Source organism: Streptomyces camponoticapitis, from assembly GCF_014646115.1.
GTDB classification, from domain to species: domain Bacteria; phylum Actinomycetota; class Actinomycetes; order Streptomycetales; family Streptomycetaceae; genus Streptomyces; species Streptomyces camponoticapitis.
This window is the reverse complement of the sequence record NZ_BMMV01000005.1, coordinates 255,973-279,906: the sequence shown is the minus strand read 5'-3', so window position 1 is coordinate 279,906 and position 23,934 is coordinate 255,973. Positions and strand designations below refer to the sequence as shown.

Annotated in this window: 20 protein-coding genes; 5 read left to right on the top strand and 15 right to left on the bottom strand. The window is 70.4% G+C overall.

Annotated elements, in window-relative coordinates:
• Positions 1 to 121: 121 nt before the first annotated feature.
• Positions 122 to 958 carry an APH(3'') family aminoglycoside O-phosphotransferase gene (locus tag IEY79_RS10335; protein WP_229700785.1) on the bottom strand — a complete coding sequence of 279 codons (837 nt, stop codon included), beginning with the start codon at positions 956 to 958 and terminating at the stop codon, positions 122 to 124.
• Positions 959 to 1,072: 114 nt separating this feature from the next.
• Positions 1,073 to 1,723 (bottom strand): hypothetical protein, encoded by a 651-nt coding sequence (locus IEY79_RS10330; protein WP_189107068.1) that lies wholly within the window; start codon positions 1,721 to 1,723, stop codon positions 1,073 to 1,075.
• Between the two features lie 490 nt (positions 1,724 to 2,213).
• On the opposite strand from IEY79_RS10330, the gene IEY79_RS10325 reads away from it, so the two are divergent.
• Positions 2,214 to 3,530 carry a monodechloroaminopyrrolnitrin synthase PrnB family protein gene (locus IEY79_RS10325; protein WP_189107067.1) on the top strand — a complete coding sequence of 439 codons (1,317 nt, stop codon included), beginning with the start codon at positions 2,214 to 2,216 and terminating at the stop codon, positions 3,528 to 3,530.
• Here IEY79_RS10325 and IEY79_RS10320 read toward each other — a convergent pair.
• The 4 genes from IEY79_RS10320 to IEY79_RS10305 form a co-directional block, all read right to left on the bottom strand.
• Complete coding sequence (locus IEY79_RS10320; RefSeq protein ID WP_189107066.1) at positions 3,425 to 3,970, bottom strand: DUF6630 family protein; 546 nt, start codon at positions 3,968 to 3,970, stop codon at positions 3,425 to 3,427. The two genes, IEY79_RS10325 and IEY79_RS10320, sit on opposite strands and share 106 nt — an antisense overlap.
• A 123-nt stretch (positions 3,971 to 4,093) precedes the next feature.
• On the bottom strand, positions 4,094 to 5,782 hold the full coding sequence (locus tag IEY79_RS10315) for an MFS transporter (protein ID WP_189107065.1): 1,689 nt from the start codon (positions 5,780 to 5,782) through the stop codon (positions 4,094 to 4,096).
• Between the two features lie 214 nt (positions 5,783 to 5,996).
• Positions 5,997 to 7,241 carry a DUF4032 domain-containing protein gene (locus IEY79_RS10310; RefSeq protein WP_189107064.1) on the bottom strand — a complete coding sequence of 415 codons (1,245 nt, stop codon included), beginning with the start codon at positions 7,239 to 7,241 and terminating at the stop codon, positions 5,997 to 5,999.
• A 54-nt stretch (positions 7,242 to 7,295) separates the two neighbouring features.
• Positions 7,296 to 8,585, bottom strand: coding sequence for a damage-control phosphatase ARMT1 family protein (locus IEY79_RS10305; RefSeq protein ID WP_189107063.1), 1,290 nt, complete (start codon positions 8,583 to 8,585; stop codon positions 7,296 to 7,298).
• Between the two features lie 152 nt (positions 8,586 to 8,737).
• Between IEY79_RS10305 and IEY79_RS10300 the strand changes: the two genes are divergently transcribed.
• A complete protein-coding gene (locus IEY79_RS10300) occupies positions 8,738 to 9,211 on the top strand; it encodes a PaaI family thioesterase (RefSeq protein WP_189107062.1) in 474 nt (157 codons plus the stop codon).
• Between the two features lie 45 nt (positions 9,212 to 9,256).
• Positions 9,257 to 10,117, top strand: a complete 861-nt coding sequence (locus IEY79_RS10295) for a class I SAM-dependent methyltransferase family protein (RefSeq protein WP_189107061.1) — start codon at positions 9,257 to 9,259, stop codon at positions 10,115 to 10,117.
• Here IEY79_RS10295 and IEY79_RS10290 read toward each other — a convergent pair.
• Positions 10,098 to 10,571: an anthrone oxygenase family protein gene (locus IEY79_RS10290; RefSeq protein ID WP_189107060.1), complete on the bottom strand. Its 474-nt coding sequence runs from the start codon at positions 10,569 to 10,571 to the stop codon at positions 10,098 to 10,100. The two genes, IEY79_RS10295 and IEY79_RS10290, sit on opposite strands and share 20 nt — an antisense overlap.
• A gap of 192 nt (positions 10,572 to 10,763) precedes the next feature.
• Positions 10,764 to 12,386, bottom strand: coding sequence for a vWA domain-containing protein (locus IEY79_RS10285; protein WP_229700784.1), 1,623 nt, complete (start codon positions 12,384 to 12,386; stop codon positions 10,764 to 10,766).
• A 297-nt stretch (positions 12,387 to 12,683) separates the two neighbouring features.
• Between IEY79_RS10285 and IEY79_RS10280 the strand changes: the two genes are divergently transcribed.
• Entirely contained in the window at positions 12,684 to 13,628 is a 945-nt protein-coding gene (locus IEY79_RS10280) for a helix-turn-helix transcriptional regulator (protein ID WP_189107058.1), read from the top strand.
• 26 nt (positions 13,629 to 13,654) lie between these two features.
• Here IEY79_RS10280 and IEY79_RS10275 read toward each other — a convergent pair whose 3' ends face one another.
• Positions 13,655 to 14,527 (bottom strand): ABC transporter permease, encoded by an 873-nt coding sequence (locus tag IEY79_RS10275; protein WP_189107057.1) that lies wholly within the window; start codon positions 14,525 to 14,527, stop codon positions 13,655 to 13,657.
• Complete coding sequence (locus tag IEY79_RS10270; RefSeq protein WP_189107056.1) at positions 14,524 to 17,166, bottom strand: alpha/beta fold hydrolase; 2,643 nt, start codon at positions 17,164 to 17,166, stop codon at positions 14,524 to 14,526. Before IEY79_RS10270 ends, IEY79_RS10275 begins: the two co-directional genes overlap by 4 nt.
• 174 nt (positions 17,167 to 17,340) lie before the next feature.
• On the opposite strand from IEY79_RS10270, the gene IEY79_RS10265 reads away from it, so the two are divergent.
• Positions 17,341 to 17,757 carry a GNAT family N-acetyltransferase gene (locus IEY79_RS10265; RefSeq protein ID WP_189107168.1) on the top strand — a complete coding sequence of 139 codons (417 nt, stop codon included), beginning with the start codon at positions 17,341 to 17,343 and terminating at the stop codon, positions 17,755 to 17,757.
• Between the two features lie 19 nt (positions 17,758 to 17,776).
• Here IEY79_RS10265 and IEY79_RS10260 read toward each other — a convergent pair whose 3' ends face one another.
• From IEY79_RS10260 to iolB, 5 genes are all read right to left on the bottom strand, one after another.
• Complete coding sequence (locus tag IEY79_RS10260; protein WP_229700783.1) at positions 17,777 to 18,628, bottom strand: class I SAM-dependent methyltransferase; 852 nt, start codon at positions 18,626 to 18,628, stop codon at positions 17,777 to 17,779.
• A gap of 117 nt (positions 18,629 to 18,745) precedes the next feature.
• Entirely contained in the window at positions 18,746 to 19,378 is a 633-nt protein-coding gene (locus IEY79_RS10255; RefSeq protein ID WP_189107055.1) for a DUF4291 domain-containing protein, read from the bottom strand.
• A gap of 124 nt (positions 19,379 to 19,502) precedes the next feature.
• A complete protein-coding gene (locus IEY79_RS10250; RefSeq protein ID WP_189107054.1) occupies positions 19,503 to 21,002 on the bottom strand; it encodes a CoA-acylating methylmalonate-semialdehyde dehydrogenase in 1,500 nt (499 codons plus the stop codon).
• Between the two features lie 49 nt (positions 21,003 to 21,051).
• Positions 21,052 to 22,938 carry a 3D-(3,5/4)-trihydroxycyclohexane-1,2-dione acylhydrolase (decyclizing) gene (gene iolD / locus IEY79_RS10245; protein WP_189107053.1) on the bottom strand — a complete coding sequence of 629 codons (1,887 nt, stop codon included), beginning with the start codon at positions 22,936 to 22,938 and terminating at the stop codon, positions 21,052 to 21,054.
• Positions 22,935 to 23,915 carry a 5-deoxy-glucuronate isomerase gene (gene iolB / locus IEY79_RS10240; protein ID WP_189107052.1) on the bottom strand — a complete coding sequence of 327 codons (981 nt, stop codon included), beginning with the start codon at positions 23,913 to 23,915 and terminating at the stop codon, positions 22,935 to 22,937. The genes iolD and iolB overlap by 4 nt, the downstream gene beginning before the upstream one ends.
• Positions 23,916 to 23,934 lie beyond the last annotated feature (19 nt).

Here is a 23,934-nt window from a genome sequence, read left to right as displayed (position 1 = left end):
CCCGCCGAAACAGGGCGGGGGAAGGTTCGCTGCGCCGCAGCTCGAAGGGCGGCACGCGATGACAGGTCGGTCGCGACCTACGACGTCAACGCGCGCTCGGGTGACCGGGCATCTCAACTCCTCAGGAGGGTTCGGTCGAGGAAGACGGCCGGCCCCAGGTGAGGGGGTCGAGATGGAGGTAGAACCTCTCCCGGTCGCGGTCGAGTCCGATGCCGTACCGCTCCGCGAACGCCTCGTCCGCGGTGGCCGCCTCTCGCTCGTCGGCCCAGGTCTCACGGGAGTTGGCGAGAAGCAGGGCGATGTCGGCGTACGGGTCGGCCCGGCCGAGGCGGCCGAGATCGATGAAGCCCGCCACGTTCAGGGTCTCCGGATCGAGGACGATATTGGGCAGGCACAGGTCCCCGTGGCAGACGACGGCCTCGGCGTCCTCCTGAGAGAGGCGCTGTTCCAGCTGTGGGACGAGACGCGCGAGCAACTCCGTGGGCGGCGTTCGCCGCTGGTCCTCCGGCAGGAAGTCCGGATTGACCGCGCCGCGCGCGACGACATCGCGTGCGGTCGCGAACATCCGTGTGAGGTCGCGGCCGAACGGGCACGCCCGCACGGGTACGTCGTGCAGGCGGCGCACGGCTTCCGCGATCGGCTGCCACGCCGCCCGGAGTTCCGGAGCCGTGACCCGATCGGCCGGGACTCCCACGACCGTGCTCGTCACCAGGCAGGCGGCATCGGTGGTGACGCGCCAGTCGAGTACGCGCGGAGCCGGGACGCCTTGTCCGCCGAGCCAGTCGACGCGGTCGCGCTCTGCCTCCAGCGCAGCCGTGGAAGGGGCGGGCACACACTTGGCGTAGCGCGAGCCGTCGTCGGAGCGGAAGACACTCGCCTCGGACTCGCCGTCCGTGACGGGCTCCCAGTGGCCGTCGTGGGCGGCGGCCAGCAGCGTCCGGAACGTCGCATCGATCACGACAGCCACACTAACCAGCGCGGCCCTCACGGCACCTCGCATTAAACGCGGGGCGAAGTGGTACGTGGCCGGGGCCCTCCCCCCGTGGAAGAACCCCGACCACAGTCTGAAGGGTCACGCCGTACGCAGCGCGTCCGTCGCCATCCCGCGTACGCGTTCGTCGCCGACCGCGATCATGTACGCGCCGAGCCGCCGCACTTCCGGCGCCCCGGAGCGGTGCAGCACCGTGACCCCGTGCACCAGCGCCCGCCGGGTGGGCTCGATCTCCAGAACGGTCGTGGCGAGCCGCGCGGCAAGGACCCCGTCGGCCAGCGCGACCGCGCACGCGAGATCGACAAGCTGCGTGGCCAGGTCGAACCTCGGCCGCACGCCGCCGGTCCCGGTCAGCGAGCCGACGCCTCTGTCCACCGTCTCGGCGATGTCCGTGAGCAGCAGCCGCACCGTCGATTCGTCCATGAGATCGCCGAGTTGGTCCTCGAAATACTCGGTGTCGGCAATTCTCACGAGTGCCTGGAAAGCCGAATCCCGCTGCGCGACCGTTCTTTTCTCCTCCGCCATTTCCCTGCTGTCTCCCAGGGCCACGGCGAGTTGGGCGAAAGTGCTGTCCACCGAGAATTTCCGGTCGACGAGGACGTCGTACCAGGGGGCCCGCCTGCCGGATACGGCGGCCTCGACCACCGCCTGATATCCGGCCGGTTCTCCCCAGGTCGTCAGGGCTACGCAGGCCAGGAAGCGCTCCTTGCCGGGTGCCGTCCGGTCACTCATGACCGCGATGAGCCCCGGAACCCTCTCCCGGTGTTCAGGGTGGTCGAGTCCTCCGTAAATTATCGCGTCTGTGTCGGACGTCGGACGATGGTAGAAATCAGTACCGAGCAACTGGTCCAACCGGGCCATCGCCGACCTCCCTTCGTAAAAGACTCCGCTTCCTCGTCATCCCCGTCATCCCCGATCTCCCGAACGTTTCTTGTGCGTCAGCGAATCGGCCAAAGTCACAACACGTACACGTGGAGCACCACGCACCTTAGGCCGAGCCCCGGGCCCAGAGACAGGGCTCAAGGGCCCATAGGGGGCCCAGGGCCGCCGGTGGGACTCGCCGGGGCCCCGGCCGGGCCGATTGGACCCGTATACGAGGTGGCGATTGGTCCTGGTGACCGGGCCGCCGTGACGGTCGGATGGGGCGAGCACAGCCCCTTCTTGGAGACCCGACTCGGGACTCCCGACACCTTGACTCCCCGATCCCCAAAGGACCCACGCCGTGAACAGTGCTGCCGACGACTTCGACCGGTGGATCAGGAACGACTTCGTCGCTCTCAATACGCGGCTGGAGGAGGCGTACTTCGCCGCCGGGGCGCAGATCCTCCACGACCGCCCGGAACTTGAGGCGGTCAGGCGGAGGATCGGCCGCGAAGGCGCCGCGCTGGTCGGGCTGATCACGCAAAGTCATACTCCCCGCACCACGCGGGAGTCCGACGACGAGCGGTACGAACTCCTCGGCTCGGTCGGGCTCTACCTCGGCGCGTGCCGCCGCCATGAGATCGAGGGTCCGCAGTCCGCCGCCTGGCCGCTCGCCCGGGCGCTGGCAGCGTCCCTCGGTGTCGCACCTCGGCTCGTCTTCGCCCACCAGGCCATCTACAACAGGGCGGTCGAGGACTCCTTCCGTACGTTCACCTCGCTCGAAGACGAACGTGTCTTCATCCTGTACAACGCCCTGTCCGTGCTGGCATACCAGCGCACGGCCACGGCGCTGCGACGCGTTCGGACGCTCGGGGTCTCCAGCCCGCTGACGGCGTATCTGCTGCGGGAGGCGCGGTCGGGGCTCGACGACGTCCTCGACCTGGGCAGGACGCTGAGCAAGACCCTCGACGTCGACCGGTTCTTCCTCAACATCAGGCCGTACTACAAACCGCATCGCGTCGGCGGCGTGGAGTACCGGGGTGTCAACGCGGGCGACTTCGCGGCGATCAACTCGATCGACGTGCTGCTCGGTCTCTGTTCGCCGTACGACCCGTTCTACCAGGCGCTGTTGACGGAGAAATACCCGTACCTGCCGCCGGGGGACCAGGAGGAGCTGCGGGCCGTCATGACCGCCGAACCGCTGCTCGACGCCTTCCTCCGGGAGACGGCGGCCGGTCCCCTCACACCGCAACTACGGGACAACGCCGAGTCGTTCCTCACCGTCTGCCGTCTGCACGGCGCCGCGTCCGCCTTTCACCACCACCGGCTCGTCGTCCCCTTCCTCCAGGCCCCTGCCGACCGTGCACGGCGAGAGCAGGAGCCCGAGGCGGGGGACCTGACGACGAGCGGTCCGCCGCTCCATGTGGTGATGGACACCCTGGCGCGCCTGGTCGACCTCAGGACCGCCCGGCGACGGCCGGACACGGACGGCGGCGCGCGGCCGGCCCTGGACCGGCTGCGGCACGCGCTGGAGACCACTCCGGGCACCGCTCCGGGTCCTGCCCCGGCCGGTCAGGCGGCCTTGGGAACGCCCAGGGGCCAGACGGCGAAGCCCGCAGCCTTGGCGAGCGATATCAGCTCGTCGACCCGCGCCGCGCGCACGCACGCCACCGGATAGCAGTCCGAATCGATGTCGAGCACCACGAGAGCCGCGCCCACCTCGCGGTAGTGCCGGCCGCACACCTCAAGGAAGTCATAGGTCGGCAGGTCCGTCTCGCCGTCCTCGAAGAGCGCCCAGGGATCGACGGACGGGCGCGACACCAGCCCGTCCAGCCCGTACCGGATCTCGTCCGCGCCCTCCTTCCAGTCGAACTCCGCGAGCAGCTTGTGCTCGGTGAGCGCGTCCACGAGGGCTATCCACGGGAGACCCGGGAACGGCTCGTCGATGCCGCGGTGATCCAGCCGGTCCCCGTACGCACTCACATAACCCTCGGGGTCGGCGTGCGCCCGCCGCGTCTGTTCGGCGACGGCCGGCCGGTCGGGTGCCAGTAGTGATGCCACCGCTGTCAGGGAGTCGAGGACTCCGTCGGCGGCGGGACCGGATCCAGGACCGGACATGGGCGTGCTCCTCTTGCGGCCAAGGGTCGACGAGTAGGCGGGTGCGCGTCGTTCGGCACCTGAAAACACCTTGCCACAGGGGTACGACAACGGCCCTCGGCCGTGGCTGTCACGGCCCCGGCCCTACGTGTCGGTGGGCCGGGGCGGCCCGGCCGGGTCCGTCGGTGCGTCGGTCTCCGTGGGTGGTGCGGGCTTCCCGGGCTTCTCCGGCTCCCCCGGCTCCGTGAACCGCGGCGTACCCGTCACCCGCGTCCCCGGGTGGAACAGCGAGCAGATGAACGCCAGCGCCAGCGCGATGGCCATCCCGTAGAACACCCACCTGTTCGCCTCGGCGAAGTCCATCCGGATCTCGGCCATCGAGTCGCGCATGGTCCGCGCCACCGCACCGTCGCCCGAGGGCTGTCGCGTGTCCGCCTGACCGGACACACTCTCCGCGATGCTCCGGGCCGCGTCCCCCGCCTCACCGGCGGGCACGCCCTTGGACCGAAGGGTCTCGGCGACCCGGTCGCGGGTGACGTGCGTGAGTACGGTGCCGAACACCGCCAGTCCCACGCTCGCCGCGAAGTTGCGGAGGGTCTGGGTGATGCCGGTGACCTCTCCGTAGGAGGCGCCGATCGCGCGGTTGACCGCGTCGGTGGAGGCGGGAGAGAGCAGCAGACCGATACCCGCGCCGGCCAGTGCCACGTACGGCCACTGGTCGTGCGTCGAGAGGTCCGTCAGCTTGGAGGCCCACAAGCCGAATCCGACCGCTCCGAGCGCGGTGCCGAGCCTGAGCGCCGGTCTGGCGCCCCGCTTGTCCAGGACGTGTCCGCCCCACTGCGACGCGATGGCGAAGCCCACGAAGAAGTACAGCAGGAACAGCGCGGCCTGGTTGGGTGACGAGCTCAGCGAGACCTGCGAGTAGACCGACGCGAAGAAGAACACCGGCACGAACGCGAGCATGGCGAAGAACAGCACCGCGCAGTCAACGGCGAACGCCCGGTCCTTGAAGACCTGGAGCTTGATCAGCGGGTCCCGGACGCGGAGTTCGAACCGGCAGAAGACGACCAGCACGAGCAGCCCGCCGACGATGCAGGCCCAGGTCGTCGCGCTGTCCCAGCCCCATGTGGACGCCTGCTGGAAGCCGAGCACGCTCAGGCCCATACCGACGGCCACCAGCACGGCGCCCGGCACATCGAGCCGTTCGCGGCGCGAGATGTTCGGAATGTGAGCCATCGCGGTCAGTACGAGGGCGATCACCGCCACAGGGACGTTGACCCAGAAGATCGCCCGCCAGGTCCAGCCGGTGAGCCAGCCGCCGAGGAGCGGGCCAACGGCGGTGAGGGCACCGGAGACCCCGAAGAACAGCGCCAGCGCCCGGCCACGCCGCTCGACCGGGAACACGGAGATGACCACGGCCAGCGCCGCGGGGAACATCAGCGCGCCGCCCAGGCCCTGGAAGGCACGGAAGGTGACGAGCCAGGTCTGCGCGTCGCTCCCCTTCGGCACGCACCCGCAGAGGACGGAGGAGATCACGAAGACGAGGGTGCCGATCACCATGATCCGCCGGTGCCCGACGATGTCGGCCAGCCGCCCTCCGAGCGCGAAAAACGCCGCCAGCGTGAGCAGATAGGCGTTGACCACCCACTGCATCCCGGAGGACGAGAGCCCGAGTTCGTCGATGATGTCGGGCGCCGCGATCGAGACGATCGTCTGGTCGATGAAGGTCATCGAGACGGCGAACAGCATGGCCGCGAGTGCCACTGTCTGATTCGGCCCGCCCTTCGTACCGAGGGGCGCGCCGGAGCCGGGGGAATCGTCTCTTTCGCTCATAGGGCGGCATTTTCCCCGCTTTTGTCACACGTCGATGATGCGACACCCGCCCATCGCGGGGACTGAGGAAGGCTCCCCGGCACGCGTCGCCATCGGGCTCCACAGGCACGCCGGCGAGTGGCCCGCGCCACACGAATACCCAGGTGTAACCGGTGGCCCCCCGGGCATTCGCACTCCAGGTCCCGCCGCGTTTCCCCCGTCGCGGCGGGGCCGCTCACTTCTCCCGGGGGCTGTTCCGTCCGGTGGACGGGTCCTGCGTGCCCGGCAGTATGTTGGCGAGGTAGTCCTCGATCGTCGTGTCCAGCCCGACGTCGTGCCCGGCGCTCTCCGACAGATACCACCGATGTTCCAGCAGCTCGTGGTAGATCTGCGCCGCGTCCGTCGTGCGCCGCAGCTCCAGCGGTACGGCCCGTACGGTCGGCCGGAAGACATCCCGTACCCAGCGGTGCGCCAGGACCTCCGGGCGGGCGCCCAGCGGGTCGCCGGGCGCGTAGTCGTCCTGGCCCGCCATCCAGCTCTCCAGGTCGTTGAGCAGGCGCCGCGACTGGTTCTCCTCCGCGTCCAGGCCCGTCAGCCGCAGCAGTTGGCGCTGGTGGTGGCCCGCGTCCACCACCTTCGGCAGAAAGGTCACGGTGTCGCCCTTCGGCGACCGCTCGATCTGCATCTCCGCCACGTCGAAACCCAGTTCGTTGAGGCGACGGATCCGGCGGTCGATGTAGTGGCGCTTGTCGACCGGGTAGACGGACTCCCGCGTCAGCTCGTGCCACAGGTCCTCGTAGCGCCGTACGATCGCCGCTCCGAACGGCACCGGGTCGACCGACGGATGGAGCGAGCCCGCGGCCTCCAGGTCCATCAGCTCCCCGGCAATGTTCACGCGCGCCAGCTCTATGTCGTAGTCGCGCTGGCCAGGGCTGAGCGTCGGCTGGATCTGGCCCGTCTCCGCGTCCACCAGGTACGCGGCGTACGCGCCCGCGTCGCGCCTGAAAAGCGCGTTGGACAGCGAACAGTCGCCCCACGCGAAGCCGGTCAGATGCAGCCTCACAAGGAGGACGGCGAGCGCGTCCATCAGACGCCTCACCGTGCTCGGGCGCATCGTGGACTCGAACATCGAGCGGTACGGCAGCGAGCCCTTGAGGTGCCGTGTGATGAGCGCGGACTCCAGCGGCCTGCCGTCCGCGTCGACCCGTCCCGTCACCACCGCGACGGGGTCGACCGCCGGTATGCCCAGCCGGTGCAGGTCCCTGAGCAGACCGAACTCGCGCACCGCCGGACGCTCGGCGATCTCCTTGACCGCCAGCACCTCGGATCCGGCGGCCGCGAAACGCACCACATGGCGTGAGATGCCGCGTGGGAGCGCCACCAGGCAGTCGTCGGGCCACTCTTCGAGCGGAACACCCCAGGGCAGGTCGAGGAGCACGGCCGGCTGCTCCGGGTTGGTCGCGCTGATCTGGAGCGCCATGGCGCCTGCCTCCGACGTCCGTTCCTGAGTACCTGAGTCCTGAGGAGTGCTGGGTTACCACATTCCGGGGTTCCCCGGCCCGACCTGGACGAGCGCGTGCGTCCCGCTCGTACGCCAGCCCTGCTTCGCGCCGTCTCCGGGGCCCTCGCTCCCGTCCGCTGCTTCGAGTCGCGCCACCGTGCGCGGGTCGAGGCCGACGATCACATCGGACTTCAGGGTACGCAGGGCGGCCACCGGCCCGGGGAAGTGGGCCGTACGCTCCGCGAACGACGTGGTCGGCGGCCAGAGCCGATCGCCGACGAGACGCCGGTAGTTGAGGTCGCCCTTCACGATCGTCAGGGCGGCGCCCGCGAACTCGCGACGAAGATCGGCGGGCATCTCGCTGTACGGGAACGGCTCGCAGTAGAAACCGTGCGTACGTACGTCGAGCCGCCCGTCGCCCATCGCCGCCCAGAGCCGCTTGCCTGCCCCACCCGCGCTGCCGGACGCCTGGGCGATACGGCGCGCGCAGTCGACGACGTCGGCCATGGTCGCGTCGGAGACGTAGTACGGATACGGCTTGACGTGCAGGACGGCCTCGTCCGCGCGGCCGGTGGTGAGGAGGTGGTCGACGAGGACGAGGTCGGGGATCAGCTCGCGCCCGGAGTTGTCGGCGATGACGTGGACGGTCCGCGGGGAGCCGGACGTGCCGGCGCCGGACGGTCTTTCGGCGGACGTCGCGTCCTTGGGAAGCAGCGACCACAGCACGTCGCTGTCGTCCGCGACGAGGGGCGGCGGGTCCTCACGGCGCGCCGCACCCGCCGTGCTGCCTGTGTCCGCCGCGCCCGGTGAACCGACGGCGAAGCCGAGGTCCGCGCGGTTGCCCCAGAGCGAGGCCTGGAGGTACGCGGTGGCCCGCTCCTCCACAGGCCGACCGGCCAGGGCGTCGAGCGCCGCGAGTTCGTCGTCGACGAGCGAGCCGCGCAACTCGGCGCGCTTGAAGGGCGCGAACGGGTCGGTGCCGTGCCAGAGCCCCGGCCCGAAGTAGCCGACCGCTTCGAGGAGCCGGCGGTAGAAGTAGCTCTCGGACCAGAGGAACGGCACGTCGAACCACGACCGGCCGAAGTACTCCGAGCCCCACACGTCCCACCGCTCACGGTCGTGCGCGCCGGGATCCAACGGTTCGATGACGCCCTCCGTGCAGGAGCGGAGCAGCGCGCCGAGCGCACGGTGCCGCTCCGGGGACCACGGGAAGGCGTCCCGTACCTGCTGGATGAGAGCGGGGTGGCGCTCGGCCAGCACGCTCCGCGCGAACGAACCGGGTGCGCTGCTCACGATCACGGGCGCGTCATCCACTTCGGGCATGGCTTCCCTGTCCTCCGGAGCTGGTCGGTGTCGCATCGCTGTCGCCGCCGGTCACGGGAGCGGCCACCTTCGCACCGTACCCTCCATGATTTCGCCCGCTCGTCATGTCACCGTCGCCCCCCTCAGGCCCTCGTCGGGCAGCCTGGTCCGTTGTGGATGTCACCGAGCAGGCCCGCGCCCTTCTGGAACCCGTACCGGCCCATCGGACGGCCGGTATCGAGGTGCTGCGGGCGGCGGACGGCGCGGCGGAGGTCGCGCTGACCACGCCCCACGAGCTGACGAACGTGATCGGCTCGCTGCACTCCGGCGGGCTGGCCGCGCTGATCGACGCGGCCGGCCTCGCCGCGATCATCGCCGCCGGGGAGACCGAGGACGCGTTCGAGGGAGTCGTACCGCTCGGCGCCCGCGCCTCCTTGGACTTCCTGGCACCGGCGCGCGGCAGGCTCGTGGCGACGTGCCGCCTGGACGACGAGGCGTCGCGCGCGCTGCGTCCTGTGCTCGCCCGCGAGACGGACAGGGCCCGGCTGACCACACACACCGAGGTCGTCGACTCGTCGGGTGCGCCGGTGTGCCGGGGCAGTTTCGAGTGGAGCGTACGCAGAACTACTCAGGCGCCGCCCGAGTAGCCGCGCGGATACCGAGGCCCGCGCTCCGGGCCGACTCTGTTGCGCATGACGAAGACGAGCACGACCCAGGGATCTCAGAACCGTCCGAACCAGACACCCCGGAGGCGGACCGGTCCGCTCGGCCGGGTGCGGTGGGCGGCGATGCGCGTCCTCCTCGGCACGGTCGGCCGGGCGAGCGCCGGGATCCGCATCGGATTCCGGCACGGCTTCGACAGCGGATCGATGCTGGACTACGTGTACGTCAACAAGGCCGGCGGCTTTCCCGTGGTGGGACACCTCATCGACCGCGTGTACCTGAACGCGGTCGGATGGCGTGCCGTCCGGGCCCGCCGCGAGCTGCTGAAAGACGTCCTCCGTAAGGAGATCGCGCGGCGCGGCGGCGCGGACGCCGGTGTGCGCGTACTGGACGTGGCCTCGGGTCCGGGCCGCTACCTCCAGGACCTGCTCGCCGAGTACGCGCCCGGCACCCTTCACGTCGAGTGCCGCGACCTGGACCGCGCGGGTCTCGCGCAGGGCGAGCGCCAGGCGGCCGAGCGGGGGCTGACGGGGATCTCGTTCGCGTACGGAGACGCCCTCGACCCGCTGCCCGGCTCCCACGCGCCCGACATCATCGTTGTGTCGGGCCTCTACGAACTGCTGCTGGACGACGCCGTCATCGCCGCGTCCGTGGCGCGCCTGCGCGGGATGCTCGCACCGGGCGGAGCGCTGGTCTTCACGACCCAGACCCACCATCCCCAGCTGGAGTTCATCGCGAACGTGCTGCCGAACCGTGAGGGTGTTCTGTGGGAGATGGAGTGCCGCCCTGTGGAACTGGCCGAACAGTGGGCCGCTCAGGCCGGGTTCGCGGAGGTCGCCAGCCGCCGGGAGTCGGTGGGGCTGTTCACCGTCACGACAGCGAGGCGCTGACGATCAGTGCGAACCCCGCGACGGCGAAGACCGTACGGACGGCGTGGAAGCGGTTCCAGCGGCTCTCGAAGGCCGCACGGACGGCGGTGTCGGGGTGAGTCTCGGGGGACGCCTCCGAGGACGCGAGGGCGTTGTTGAGCGGTATGTTGCCCGCGACGGTGACGAGGTGGTTGAGGACCACGCAGATCAGGCCGGCCACCAGCAGCCACAGATGGGTGTCCGAGCGGTCGTCGACGGGGACGGCGAGCGCGGCGACGGGGAAGGCCACCTCGGCGAGGAACACGAGCAGGAACAGCCCGCGCGGGACCTCTTCGTTGAGCCGGCGCATGGCCGTCACGAACTGCCCGTCCGTCAGCCGGGCCATCGCGGGCATGATCCCGGTGAGGAAGATGAGCATCATGCCGGCGTACAGACCGGTGAAGACGACGGCGAGTGCGAGCAGGACTGAGGCCATGCCGCACATCATGTCGCCTGTCGAGAGACGGCGCACCAACGTTTCTGCGGCTGTCCCGCCCAAGGCGGGTCGCGCCGCCGCAGGGCCTCCCCCGAGCCGCTCCCGGACCGGTCCGAGCCGCTCCCGAACCGGTCCGTACCGCTCGTGGAGCGGTCCGGACCCGTCCTCGGATCGTGAGCAGTTCCTCCCCGTTCAGCCCCGGGCGCGGTTCGCCTGGTCGATCGCCTCCGCCAGCTCCTTCACCGATCCGTCCTCCGTGGAGGCGGCCAACGTCCGTGCCCGCTCCTCCAGTTCACCGAGATCGGGCGCGGCGGGCAGACCTCCGGAGGACATCGCGTTGTCGTCCGCCGACTCTCCCCGCAGGGACTCGGCGAAGTACGCCGCGACGGCGGTGACCTGAAGCCGCGGCTTGGCGTCGCCCCAGAGCCGGGCGTCGACCGCGCTCGCGCCGATCGAGCCCGAGCGCTCGCGCGGCGCCCTCGTCTCGGGATCAAGCCAGCGCACGGTCGCCTTCGCGACCTCACCGCTCGCGCCGGGCCGCAGCTTGACGGCGTACAGCGCCGTCACCGTGTGCCCGGGACCGACCTCGCCGCCGTCGACCCGGTCGTCCCTGAAGTCCTCGTCCGCGACGGCCCTGTTCTCGTAGCCGATGAGCCGGAAGCTCTCGACCGCGTCACTGTCGAAGGCCACCTGCGCCTTGGCGTCCCTGGCGCGCAGTTCGACGTTCATGGGGAGCTGGTCGACGAAGACCTTCCTGGCCTGTTTCCTGTCGGAGACGTACGTCGTGTGTCCGTCGCCCTTGTCGGCCAGCTGTTCCATGAGGGCGTCGCCGTAGTCGCTGCCGACCCCGACGCCGAAGAGGGTGATGCCGTGCTCGGTGCGCTCGTCCTCGATGCGTTCGAGGATCGCGTCCGCCTGTGTCTCACCGGTGTTGGCCAGCGCGTCCGACAGCAGGACGACCCGGTTGGTCGCGCCGCTCCTGCGCCCGTCGACGGCCTCGTCGTAGCCCCTCTCGATGCCCGCCCCCACATTGGTCGATTCGCCGGGCTCCAGATCCTCGATCACGTCGTGGATCCGGGAGCGGCTGTCGCCGACGCGGGTCATCGGCAGGCGGGTCTCGGCCCTGTCGCTGAAGGTGACCAGGGCGATCGAGTCGTCACCGCCCAGCTCGTCCGTAAGGATGCCGAGTGATTCCTTGACGAGGTCGAGACGGCCGGGCTCGGCCATGGAGCCGGAGATGTCGATGACGAACGTGAGCGCGGCCGGCGGGCGTTCGCCCTTGTGGTCGGCCTGGCGGGTGGCCAGCCCGACGCGCATCAGGGACCAGTCGTCCCCCGCCCCCGGCGCGGCCGCGCCGTCGACCGTGACGGAGAACCCGTCGCCCTCGGGACGTTCGTAGTCCTGGCGGAAGCTGTTGACGAACTCCTCGGGCCGTACGGTGCCCGGATCCGGCAGCCGTCCCTCGCCGAGGGTGCGGAGCGCGTATCCGTAGGAGGCGGTGTCGACGTCCAAAGCGAAGGTCGACAGGTAGTCCGGCTCGGGCGCGACCCGCCCGTCCGGTTGGTCGTCGCGCTGACTCTGTTCGCCGTTGCGCTGCCCCCCGCCCTTCTCCGCGCCGTCGGCCGGGCCCGCGGCCCCGGAACCCGAGCCCGATCCCGTACCGGGTGCGTCACGGGCCGGCCCGTTGATCGCCTTCGAGTTTCCGTCACTGCTGCCCGAGCAGCCGGTGAGCAGCAGGCCCCCCGCCAACAGCGCGACCACCGTTCCTCGATATGTCCTCTTGCGGAGCTTCGTCCTCGTTCGGAGCTTCGTCACGGTCCCCCCTGGAATCGTCGGCACTTGTGAATGTGACGATCGAGAGGGTCCGCCGGACCGCCACCGGAGGTTGCGGATGAATCTCAATGCGGCAACGGGCCAGGGGAGTTGCCCGTCGCCGCCCGGCCGGATCCACCGTCTTCGCGTGAAGTCGTGTACCGACCGGTGCCATTGATGCGTGAGTCGACCGCGTTGGCATGGAGTCGCCACTCTCTGAACTGGCCTTGTCACGGTGTGCAGTCTCATGAGTACATTAAGTGGCGTACGGCTCCAACGGGATGGCGGGGGTGGTCGGCCGTGGCACATGTTCCAGGTTCGGTACTCGACAGGGCGGCGCTGCCGGGAAGCGCACTGCGGGGGGACGCGGTGGAGAGTCTCCGACCGGCGGGCAGACCGGTCCGCGGCACCCATCAGGTGGCCGCCGCGCTGGCGGCGCTCGTCCGTTCCGCGCGTCATGAATTGCTGGCGTTCGACGATCCGGGCAGTTCGATGGGGAAGGGCCTGCCGTTGCCGTTCCTGGAGTTCGCCACCGCGTGCGTACGCGCTGCCGCGGAACGGGCGGCTCCGCAGGCGCGACCCGAGGCGCACACCGACGTCGGCTCCGGAGCGGGGTCCGAGGGACCCGACGGACAGGACCCGTCCGACGGGTCCGGACGCTCGGCGGTGTCCGACGCCGGGACCTCCGCCCTGCCCGCTCTCCCGCTCACCGTCCGCAGGATCGTGCCGCGCCGAAGCCTCGCTGCGCTGCCGTACGCGCTCCGGGCTCTCGCGTGCGGCGCACGGCAGACGGATTCGATCCCGTTCAAGATGGTCCTCGTGGACCGTACGACGGCCGCGCTCCCCCTCGACTTCGACCTTCACTTCAACGGGGTCCTGTTGATTAGGGACCCTGTCGTCGTCGGGGCCCTGGTCCGAATCCATCAGCACTGGTGGGACAGTGGTGAGGATGTCCGCCTGACGGCGGACCCACCGGAGAGCGCGCTCGGCGACCCGGTGACGAACCTGGCGCCGGTCGACGCGGAGACCGGTGGCGGAGCGGGTCCCGAGGCCGGTGTCCTCCCGTATCAGTTACGGCCCGTCCTCGATGCCATGTTGTGCGGGCTCACCGACGAGGCGGCGGCCGCGCGGCTCGGCATGTCGCCCCGCACCTACAGCCGTCGGGTCGGCGAGTTGCTCACCGCCCTCGGCACGACGAGCCGCTTCCGCGCGGGGGCGGAAGCGGCTCGTCGGGGCTGGGTGTGAACGGCGCCAGGGCGCCGCGGGGGCGCTCAGCTCACGATGTCCTTGCGGGAGAAGTGCCTGAACGCGAGCGCGAAGAGCACCAGGGCGTAGGTCACCGAGACCGCCGAGCCCTTCAGCATGCCTGTCCACTCCAGCTGGGGCTGGAGCGCGTCCGCCCAGGCGAACTGCCAGTGCGCCGGCAGGAAGTCCCGCCAGTCCCCCAGCGCCGTCACCTGGTCCAGGACATTGCCGATGATCGTCAGACCGACCGCGCCGCCGACCGCGCCGAGTGGGGCGTCGGTCTTCGTGGAGAGCCAGAAGGCGAGCCCGGCCGTGACCAGTTGGGAGACGAAGATGTAGCCGATCACGATCACCAGCCGAGGCACGGCGTCCGATGTCGCCAGGGATCCTCCGGTGGGCAGTGCCAGCGGCCCCCAGCCGTACGCGGCGGTGCCCGCCAACAGCCCGACGACCGGCAGCAGCACCATCGCCGCCAGACTCATGGACAGCGCCACGGCCAGCTTGCTCCACAGCAGCCGCGAGCGCGGCACGGGAGCGGCGAGCAGATAGCGGAGCGAGGACCAGCTCGCCTCGGAGGCCACGGTGTCCCCGCAGAACAGCGCGACGGGCACGACCAGCAGGAAACCCGCCGAGACGAAGAGGCAGACGGCGGCGAAGTTGGCCCCCGACGCGGTCGCGGTGTCCATCAGGTTCAGCCGGCTGCCCCCACCGCCTCCGTCCTCGTCGCTTCCCGGTGTCCCGCCGATGGCGAAGGCCACGATCAGCACGAAAGGCAGTGCGGCGAGCACCCCGCCCATCGCCATCGTGCGCCTGCGCTTGAGCTGTCGTACGAGTTCGACACCGAACGGGAGGGTGCGGCCCGCCCGGTAGCCCGGAGCCGATTCGGTCAGCGTGCTCATGCGGAGGCTCCTGAGATGAGAGTGAGGAAGGCATCCTCCAGGCGACGGTGCGGTCCGACGCCGGTCAGCGCCACGTCCATCCGCATGAGTTCGGTGACCAGGGCGTTGGTACTGGCCCCGTCGAGCTGTACGAGCAGCCCCTCGTCCGTACGGATGGCCGACGCGATCCCGGACATGGCGGCGATCTTGTCGACGACCGGGTCGGGCACCTGTCCGTCCGTGGTGACCAGGACGGTGTCACCGGAGCCGGTGATCTCGGCGACGGGACCCGCCTGGACGAGCCTGCCGCGGTCCATGACCACCAGGTGCGTACAGGTCTGTTCGACCTCGGAGAGGAGATGGCTGGAGACGATGACGGTCCGGCCGTTGGCCGCGTAGCGGATCATCACGTCGCGCATCTCGCGGATCTGCGGCGGGTCCAGGCCGTTGGTCGGCTCGTCCAGGATGAGAAGGTCCGGCAGGCCGAGCATGGCTTGCGCGATCGCGAGGCGCTGCCGCATGCCCTGCGAGTAGGTGCGTACGGCTCGGGCGAGGGCGTCGCCGAGTCCGGCGATCTCCAGGGCCTCTTCGATGTGCGAGTCCTCGGCGGGGCGGCCGGTGGCCCGCCAGTACAGCTCCAGGTTGTCCCGCCCCGACAGATGCGGCAGGAAGCCCGCGCCCTCGACGAAGGAGCCGACGTGGGACAGGACCGGGGCGCCGGGCCTGATGGAGTGCCCGAAGACCCGGATGTCTCCACCGTCGGGAGTGATGAGTCCCATCAGCATGCGCAGGGTCGTGGTCTTGCCCGCGCCGTTCGGGCCGAGGAGCCCGAGCACCTGACCCTTCTCGACGCGGAAGGAGAGATCCCGTACGGCATAGCGGTCCGCGGACTTGGCGTAGCGCTTCGACAGGTCCATGATCTGAAGCGGTACGTCGGCCAGTGCCGGATCGGGCGCCGGTGCGCTGACGCGGCGGCGCGCGGTGAGCAGCAGGAGAGCGGCGATCAGCGCGCCCGCCAGGGGCAGGCCCCAGACCCACCAGGCGAAGGTGGGCGCGGCGGTGGCGAGTGCGGGCGCCGAGGGTACGGACAGGTCGCCGTCCACCGTGACGGTGTAGGTGGCGGGTTCGGCGGGTGAGGCGTAGGCGAGGTCGGTCGCGGCGAAGACGACCCGCAGCCGGTGCCCGGCCTCCAGCTTGTGGTCGATGGCCGGCAGCGTCACGTCGACGGTCTTGCCGCTGCCCCCTTTGACCCCTTCGATCCGGAGCGGGGAGACGAGTTGTGAGGGCAAGACCTGCTGGCGGCCGTCGCTCCCGACGTCGTAGACCTTGGCGAAGAGCACGGCGTCGTCGGTGTCGGCCTTGACGCTCACCCGGACGGTCGGTGAGCCGGTGACCTGGAGCGAGCGGTCGAGCGGCGCGGAGTCGAAGCGGGCGAACTGTCCGGGGAAGTCGAGGGCGATGCCCATGCCGAACGTGGTCAGCCGGGACAGCCCGCCGCCGATGCCCGGCACGGTGGAGATGGCGGGCGGACTCGCGCCTGCGGGGTTCTCGAACGACTGGGCGGCTCCGGACAGCGGGACGTTCGTCGTCCCGCTCCGCAGACCCGGATAGGTGTCGCTGGTCGCGCCCCTCAACAGCGCCTGGCCGTCGGTCGAGTCGACGCCGCCGGTCCGGCTGACGCGGAAGACGGGCCCGGTGTCGGTACCGGTGTCCTTCTTGAGATAGCGGTCGAACCAGGAGGAGATACGGCTCTCGATGCGGCCGGTCTCGGCGGTTCCGCTGTCATGGCCGCCGGCCATCCAGTCGACGGAGACAGGGGCTCCGTTCGCCTTGATCGTCTTCGCCATCACATCGGACTGGCCGAGCGGGAAGAGGGAGTCGGTCTGCCCCTGGATGATCAGCGAGGGCACCTTGATGCGGTCGCCGATCGCGGACGGGCTGCGCTCCGTGAGGAGTTCATCGGCCGCCGCGTCGGGCTTCCCCGCGACGGCGACCCGCTCGTACATCTCGCAGAGCTGCTTCTCGAAGGTGTCGCAGCCGCCGCCGGTGGAGAAGAAGATCCCGGCCCAGAGCTTCTTGAAGACGCCGTCGGGGAAGAGTGAGTCGGCGAGGTTCCAGTAGGTGATCACGGGCGCGATCGCGTCGACGCGCCGGTCGTACCCGGCCCCGAGAAGCGAGATGCCCCCTCCGTAGGAGGCACCGCTCATGCCGACGCGCGGGTCGCCGTCGGAGTCGAGCTGGACCTCGGGGCGCTCGGCGAGCCAGTCGATCATCCGGGAGACGTCTTTGACCTCATGGGCCGGGTCGTTGAGTCCGATCTTGCCGGTGGACTTCCCGAATCCCCTTGCGGACCAGGTCAGTACGGCGAATCCGTCACGCGCGAGCTTCTCGGCCTGCTTCCGTACGTCGTTCTTGCTGCCGCCGAACCCGTGGCCGAGCAGGACGGCGGGCCTGCGGCTGTCGCCGTCACCCGCGGTGAAGTACGAGGTGTCGATCCGGGCGCCGGGCATCTCCATCGTCTGGTCGGCTCGGTGCACGGTGGGTGCGCTGTCCGAGGCGACGGCGGTCCAGGTGCCGGCGCCGACGAGCACGGCGGCCGCGGCCACGCCCGCGAGCCATCGTTTGCGCAGCCGTGGCCGCCGGGGGGTTGGGATCTCCATGCTTGAACCCTAAACGGCACCGCGAGCCGCCCGCGCTTACACCGGTCGGAACTCAGGGACCTCCTCGGGGAGTACGAGGTAGCGTCGCCGTACACCTGGCGCGGTACGCGGCCCCCGAGGTTCTGTAGGTGACGCGCCCGGCGACGCGCCGAGGAGACGAGCCATATGTCCGGCATGGAGATCCGCCGAGCGACGACGGTGGCCGAACTCGTCGCCGCCCAGCATCTGTACGACAGTCCGGCCCGGGAAGAGTGGGCGGAGCGCTTTCTCGCCGCTCCGGGTCATCTGCTGCTGATGGCCTATGTCGAAGGTGTGCCGGCCGGATTCGTCTCCGGCATCGAGATGCTGCATCCGGACAAGGGCGTCGAGATGTGCCTGTACGAGCTCTCGGTGGACGAGCCGTACCGGCGGCGAGGCATCGGGCGGGCCCTGACCGACGCCCTGGCGGACATCGCACGCGAGCGCGGCTGCTACGACATGTGGGTGGGCGTGGACACCGACAACGAACCGGCGTTGGCGACCTACCGTGCGGCCGGCGCCCGTGACGAGGGCGGCTTCTCGATGCTCATCTGGGAGTTCCCGGCCTCCTAGTCCTGTCGGGCCTGCCCCCTCAGGGGCGCTCGGCGGTGACGAGCCAGAGGCGGCTGGTCAGGTTTACGCCTTGCCGGGTCTCGAAGGCGTGGAAGGCTTCCGTGGCCGCGTCGTGCGCGCGCGTACGCGTTCGCTCGTCGGCATCGGCCAGGGCCAGCCAGTGTCGCAGCGGCCCCCATCCCATCAGGAAGGCCGAGGCGTCGGAGGCGTCCTTGCCCCAGTGCTGAGGCAGTGCCAGGGCACGCAGCCCGATTCCCTTGAAGCCCGCCTCGCTGAGGACCCGCTCGGTGTGCGCGGGGTCGGCGAAGGACGCGGGCTGGTGCCTGCTGTCCTCGCCCAGGGCGGGCAGCGTGACCTGGGTGCCGATGGCCGCGAAGATCACCGCCTGGTCCATCAGGCTGAACGACTGCGGGCAGACGAAGGCAAGCCTCCCACCAGGGCGTAACGCTCTTCCGATGTTGCGGAACGCGGCGGCGGGATCGGCGAAGAACATCACCCCGAAGCGGCTCACGGCGATGTCGAAGGACGCCTCCTCGAAGTCGTACACCTGCGCGTCGCCCTGGACGAACGTGACGTCCTCGGCCTGCTCCGCGAGCGCGGAATCCCTGGCGCGCGCCAGCATGGGCGCCGACAGATCGATCCCGACGGCCCGAGCACCCCGGCGCGCGGCGAGCCTGGTCACCCGCCCGTTCCCGCACCCGACGTCGAGGAGCCGATCGCCCTCCTTTATGCCGGCCGCTTCGAGCAGCGGAGCATTGGCGGCATCGTTCAGATTGTCGTACCGATCTTGGTGCTCTGCCCAGTGCCTGCCCTCATAGCCGTTCCACGCCTCGGCCTGGGCTGAATTCACCATGTCCGTCATGCCTTCCATACTGCCGCTCCTCCCGGGTTGGGCACATAGCATGGCGAGAACTCGACGCGCCCGGCGCGCCGGTTTCGCGCGCCCGTACGCGGAGCGATCAGCGGCTTCCTCGGTGACCGAAGCGGCTCACGGGCACAGATGCCGGAGCAATTCGCCGTCGGTGTCTGCCGGATACGGCGTCTCGACGGGCAGCAGCCCGTGCGCGGCGGCCAGTTCACCCTCCCGCACAAGCCCATGAACCCGCCGCGCCAACGGCGTCACGTCCCTGACGGACACGACCCACTCCTCGGCGTACCGCCGCACCGCCTCCCCGGAAAGCCCGAGCTGCAACGACCGGTGGGGCAACGCCTGGAGCCGCACATCAAGCTCCGGATCCCACTGCACCCGAGCGGGACTCCGCTTCAACTCGCGCCGCCACGAGGCCTGGTCGGCGTGCACACCCGGGTCGTAGTGCGACAGGCAGGCATGCCGCAACGCCCACTCGAAGCCCTCCCGGGTGATCTCGACGGCGAGAACCGTCTCCTGCCCCTCTTTCAGCCCCCAGCCGCAGCGATACATCATCCAAAGGAAGGACGGTTTGATCCATGTCATCCTGTCGCGCTTCCAGGTGCCGGGAAAGCGTCCGTCGCGTGCGGCCGGGAGGCCGATCGACGGTGGGTACGCCTGGTGGACGGTGATCGTCGACGCGGTGTGGTGCGCGCGGATGCGGTACTGGGGCTCCGGGGGACGCGGGGTCTCCGGTGTTGTCGCTGTCGCCATCGGGACAGCGTGGTGCGGCGGGCGCCTTGGCGGCCACCTATTAAGGAGGCGGTGGAACGCGGCGACGGCCCGCGCGGAATAGGGGTACCGTGCGGGCCGCCGCGGTTCGGGTGGGCGTCCTTGGTCAGTGATTGCGGGGGAAGCCCAGGTCCACGCCCGACGGGGCGTCCGCCGGGTCCGGCCAGCGGGTTGTGACCACCTTGCCGCGCGTGTAGAAGTGCACGCCGTCGTTGCCGTAGATGTGGTGGTCGCCGAAGAGCGAGTCCTTCCAGCCGCCGAAGGAGTGGTAGCCCACCGGCACCGGGATCGGCACGTTCACGCCCACCATGCCCGCCTCGATCTCCAGTTGGAAGCGGCGGGCCGCGCCGCCGTCGCGGGTGAAGATCGCCGTGCCGTTGCCGAAGGGCGAGGCGTTCATGAGGGCGACGCCGTCCTCATACGTCTCCGTGCGCAGCACGCACAGCACCGGACCGAAGATCTCGTCGCGGTAGGCGTCGGAGTCGGTCGAGACGTGGTCGAGGAGCGACAGACCGATCCAGTGGCCGTCCTCGTACCCCTCGACACGCAGGCCGGTGCCGTCCAGGACGACTTCGGCGCCCTGTGCGGCGGCGCCCGTCACGTACGACGCGACCTTGTCGCGGTGGGCGGCCGTGATCAGCGGGCCCATCTCGGAGGCCGGGTCGGTGCCGGGGCCGATCTTGATCTTCTCCGCGCGTTCGCGGATCTTCTGTACGAGTTCGTCGCCGATCGCGCCGACCGCGACGACCGCCGAGATCGCCATGCAGCGCTCGCCCGCGGAGCCGTACGCCGCCGAGACGGCCGCGTCCGCGGCGGCGTCCAGGTCGGCGTCCGGGAGGACCAGCATGTGGTTCTTGGCGCCGCCGAGCGCCTGGACGCGCTTGCCGTTGGCGGAGGCGGTCGCGTGGATGTAGCGGGCGATCGGCGTCGAGCCGACGAAGGAGACCGCCGCGACGTCCGGGTGCGCGAGGAGGGAGTCGACGGCCACCTTGTCGCCGTGGACGACGTTGAGCACCCCGTCCGGCAGTCCCGCCTCGGCGGCGAGCTCGGCCAGCAGATTCGCCGCCGACGGGTCCTTCTCGCTGGGCTTCAGTACGAAGGTGTTGCCGCAGGCGATGGCCAGCGGGAACATCCACATCGGCACCATCGCGGGGAAGTTGAACGGCGTGATGCCTGCGACGACGCCCAGCGACTGCCTGATCGAGGAGACGTCGACCCGGTTGGCGACCTGTGTCGAGAGCTCGCCCTTCAGCTGTGTGGTGATCCCGCAGGCCAGCTCGACGATCTCCAGCCCGCGCGCGACCTCGCCGAGGGCGTCGGTGTGGACCTTGCCGTGCTCGGCGGTGATCAGCGCGGCGATCTCGTCACGGTGCGCGTCGAGCAGCGCGCGGTAGCTGAACAGGATGCCGGTGCGCGTGGAGAGGGAGGACGTTCCCCAGGTGCCGTACGCGGCCTTCGCCACCGTGACGGCCGCGTCCACCTCCTCCGCCGAGGCGAGCGCGACCCGCGTGGTGACCGCGCCGGTCGCCGGGTCGGTGACCTGGCCCCAATTGCCCGACGCGCCCTCGACGGTCTTGCCACCGATCCAGTGGTTGACGGTCTTCATTCCATGCTCCTTCGGGTCCATCGAGTCCGGCGGTACGGCGGTGCGCCTGTCAGAGGTGGCGGCGGCGGGCCGCGGCTTTCCGGTCGTACTCCTCGCGTGCCGTGACCGCGGACGCGCGCGTCGCCGTCTCGGCCACGGGAACATCCCACCACGCCTGCGCGGGAGGCGCGCCCGACACAGTGTCTGCCGTTTCGGTCTCCGCGTAGACACATGTGGGAACGTCGGACGCGCGCGCGAGGGCGAGGGCTTCACGCAGGTCACGGATGGTTTTGGCGCGGATGACACGCATCCCGAGCGAGGCCGCGTTGGCGGCGAGGTCGACGGGGAGCGGATCGCCCGTGTAGGTCGGCGAGCCGAGGGTGTCGGCCTCCCGGAAGCGGTACGCCGTGCCGAACCGTTCCGCGCCGACGGACTCGGAGAGGCCGCCGATCGACGCGTAGCCGTGGTTCTGGAGGATCACCAGCTTCAGTGGGAGGCGTTCCTGGACGGCGGTGACGATCTCGGTGGGGTTCATCAGATACGTGCCGTCGCCGACCAGCGCCCAGACAGGCCGCCCCGGGTCGGCCAGCATCACGCCGATGGCCGCCGGAATCTCGTAACCCATGCACGAATAGCCGTACTCGACGTGGTACTGGTCGCGGGAGCGGGACCGCCACAGCTTGTGGAGGTCGCCGGGGAGCGATCCGGCCGCGTTGATGAGGATGTCCTCGTCCGTGACGAGCGCGTCGAGGAGCCCGAGGACCTGCGGCTGAGTGGGCCGTACCAGGTCCTCGGAGGTGTCGAAGGCGGCGTCGACGCGGTGCTCCCAGCGTTCCTTGTCCTCCGCGTACTCCGTGGCGTAGCCGGCGTCCACGCGGTGGTCGGCGAGTGCCTTGGTGAGTTGCTCCAGGGCGGTGCGGGCGTCGGCGACCAGGGGGGCGGCGGCGAGCTTGTGGGCGTCGAAGCCGGTGACGTTGATGTTCAGGAAGCGGACGGCCGGGTTCGAGAAGAGCGTCGCGGACGCCGTGGAGAAGTCCGACCAGCGGGTGCCGACGCCGATCACCAGGTCGGCGGTGCGGGCCAGTTCGTCGGCACCGGCGGTGCCGGTGTGGCCGATCCCGCCCACGTCCGCCGGGTGGTCGTGGCGCAGGGAGCCCTTGCCGGCCTGCGTGGAGGCGACGGGGATACCGGTCGCCGTCGCGAAGGCGGCCAGCGCGTCCTCGGCCGCGCTGTGGTGGACACCGCCGCCCGCGACCAGGAGCGGACGGCGGGCGGAGCGCACGGCCTCGGCGGCGTCGGTGAGTTCGTACGGATCGGGGCCCTGTCTGCGCACCCGCCAGACACGCTCGGCGAAGAACTCCTCCGGCCAGTCGTACGCCTCCGCCTGGACGTCCTGCGGCAGCGCGAGGGTCACCGCGCCCGTCTCGGCGGGGTCGGTGAGGACCCGCATGGCGGCGAGGGCGGCCGGGATGAGCGCTTCCGGCCGCGAGACGCGGTCGAAGTACTTCGACACCGGGCGGAGCGCGTCGTTGACGGAGACGTCGCCCGCGTGGGGCACTTCGAGCTGCTGGAGAACGGGGTCGGCGGGGTGCGTCGCGAAGATGTCGCCGGGGAGCAGCAGCACGGGCAGCCGGTTGATGGTGGCGAGGGCCGCGCCGGTGACCAGGTTGGTGGCGCCGGGGCCGATGGAGGTGGTCACGGCGTGGGTGGACAGGCGGTTGCTCTGGCGGGCGTAACCGACGGCGGCGTGGACCATGGCCTGTTCGCTGCGGCCCTGGAAGTACGGCATGTCGGGGCCGGCCTGGACGAGCGCCTGGCCGATGCCCGCCACGTTGCCGTGGCCGAAGATGCCCCAGGTGGCCTCGATCAGCCGGCGGCGGTTGCCGTCGCGTTCGGTGTACTGGCGGGACAGGAAGGCGATCAGTGCCTGGGCCACGGTGAGGCGGCGCGTACTCATCGGTGGGTCTCCTCGTCCTTGTCCTCATAAGGAGGTTGGCTCGGCTGCCCCTGGGGCGGTCCCTGCGGCGGTCGCGTCGGCGGGGCTCCGTAGACCGGCAGTCGGGGATCGACCGCCTGTCCGGGCCAGGTGTCGCGGATCCAGCCGTGGTCGGGGTGGTCGCGGATCAGCCACTGTCTGGTCTCGCCCGGTCCGGCCATCACGTTGAGGTAGTACATGGCACGTCCGGGGGCGGCGATGGACGGGCCGTGCCAGCCGTCGGGGATGAGGACGGTGTCGCCGCTGCGGACCTCGGCGAGGACATCGGTACCGCCGGGCCTGGAGGGCGAGACACGGTGGTAGCCGAGACCGCCGCCCTCGATCTCGAAGTAGTAGATCTCCTCCAGCTCGGACTCGACGCCGGGGTGGTTCTCGTCGTGCTTGTGCGGCGGGTACGAGGACCAGTTGCCGCCGGGTGTGAGGACCTCGACGGCGATCAGCCGGTCGCAGTCGAAGGTGTCGGCGGCGGCGAAGTTGTTGACCTGCCGGGAGCAGTTGCCGCTGCCCCGCAGTTCGACCGGAACCTCCGGTGCGGAGCCGTAGCGAGCGGGGAGTCGTCGCTCGCACTTCGCTCCTGCCAGGGCGAAGCGGCCTCCCGCACCGGAGGCGATCTGGGCGTGGGCGTCACGCGGAACGTACGCGAAGTCCGTGACGGAGCTGAACACGCTTTCTCTGCCCAGCAGTTCAAAGATCTCGCCTTGCGTGTGCACCGTACAACCGCCGTTGAGCGGAAGCACGATCCACTCGCTGTCCCCGCTGTCCAGCGTGTGGGTACCGCCGGGCGGCAGGTCGAGCACGCGCAGGGAGCTGTGCTGCCAGCCGGCCCTGCGCGGCCCGATGTCGAGGGCGTACGGCCCGTTCGCCGCGCTGCCCGCGCGCACATGCCGGTCCAGGAACTCACCGTCGGAGCCCGTGTCGGTGTCGGTGTCCGTCGTCATGGTCGTTCCGTATCCCTCC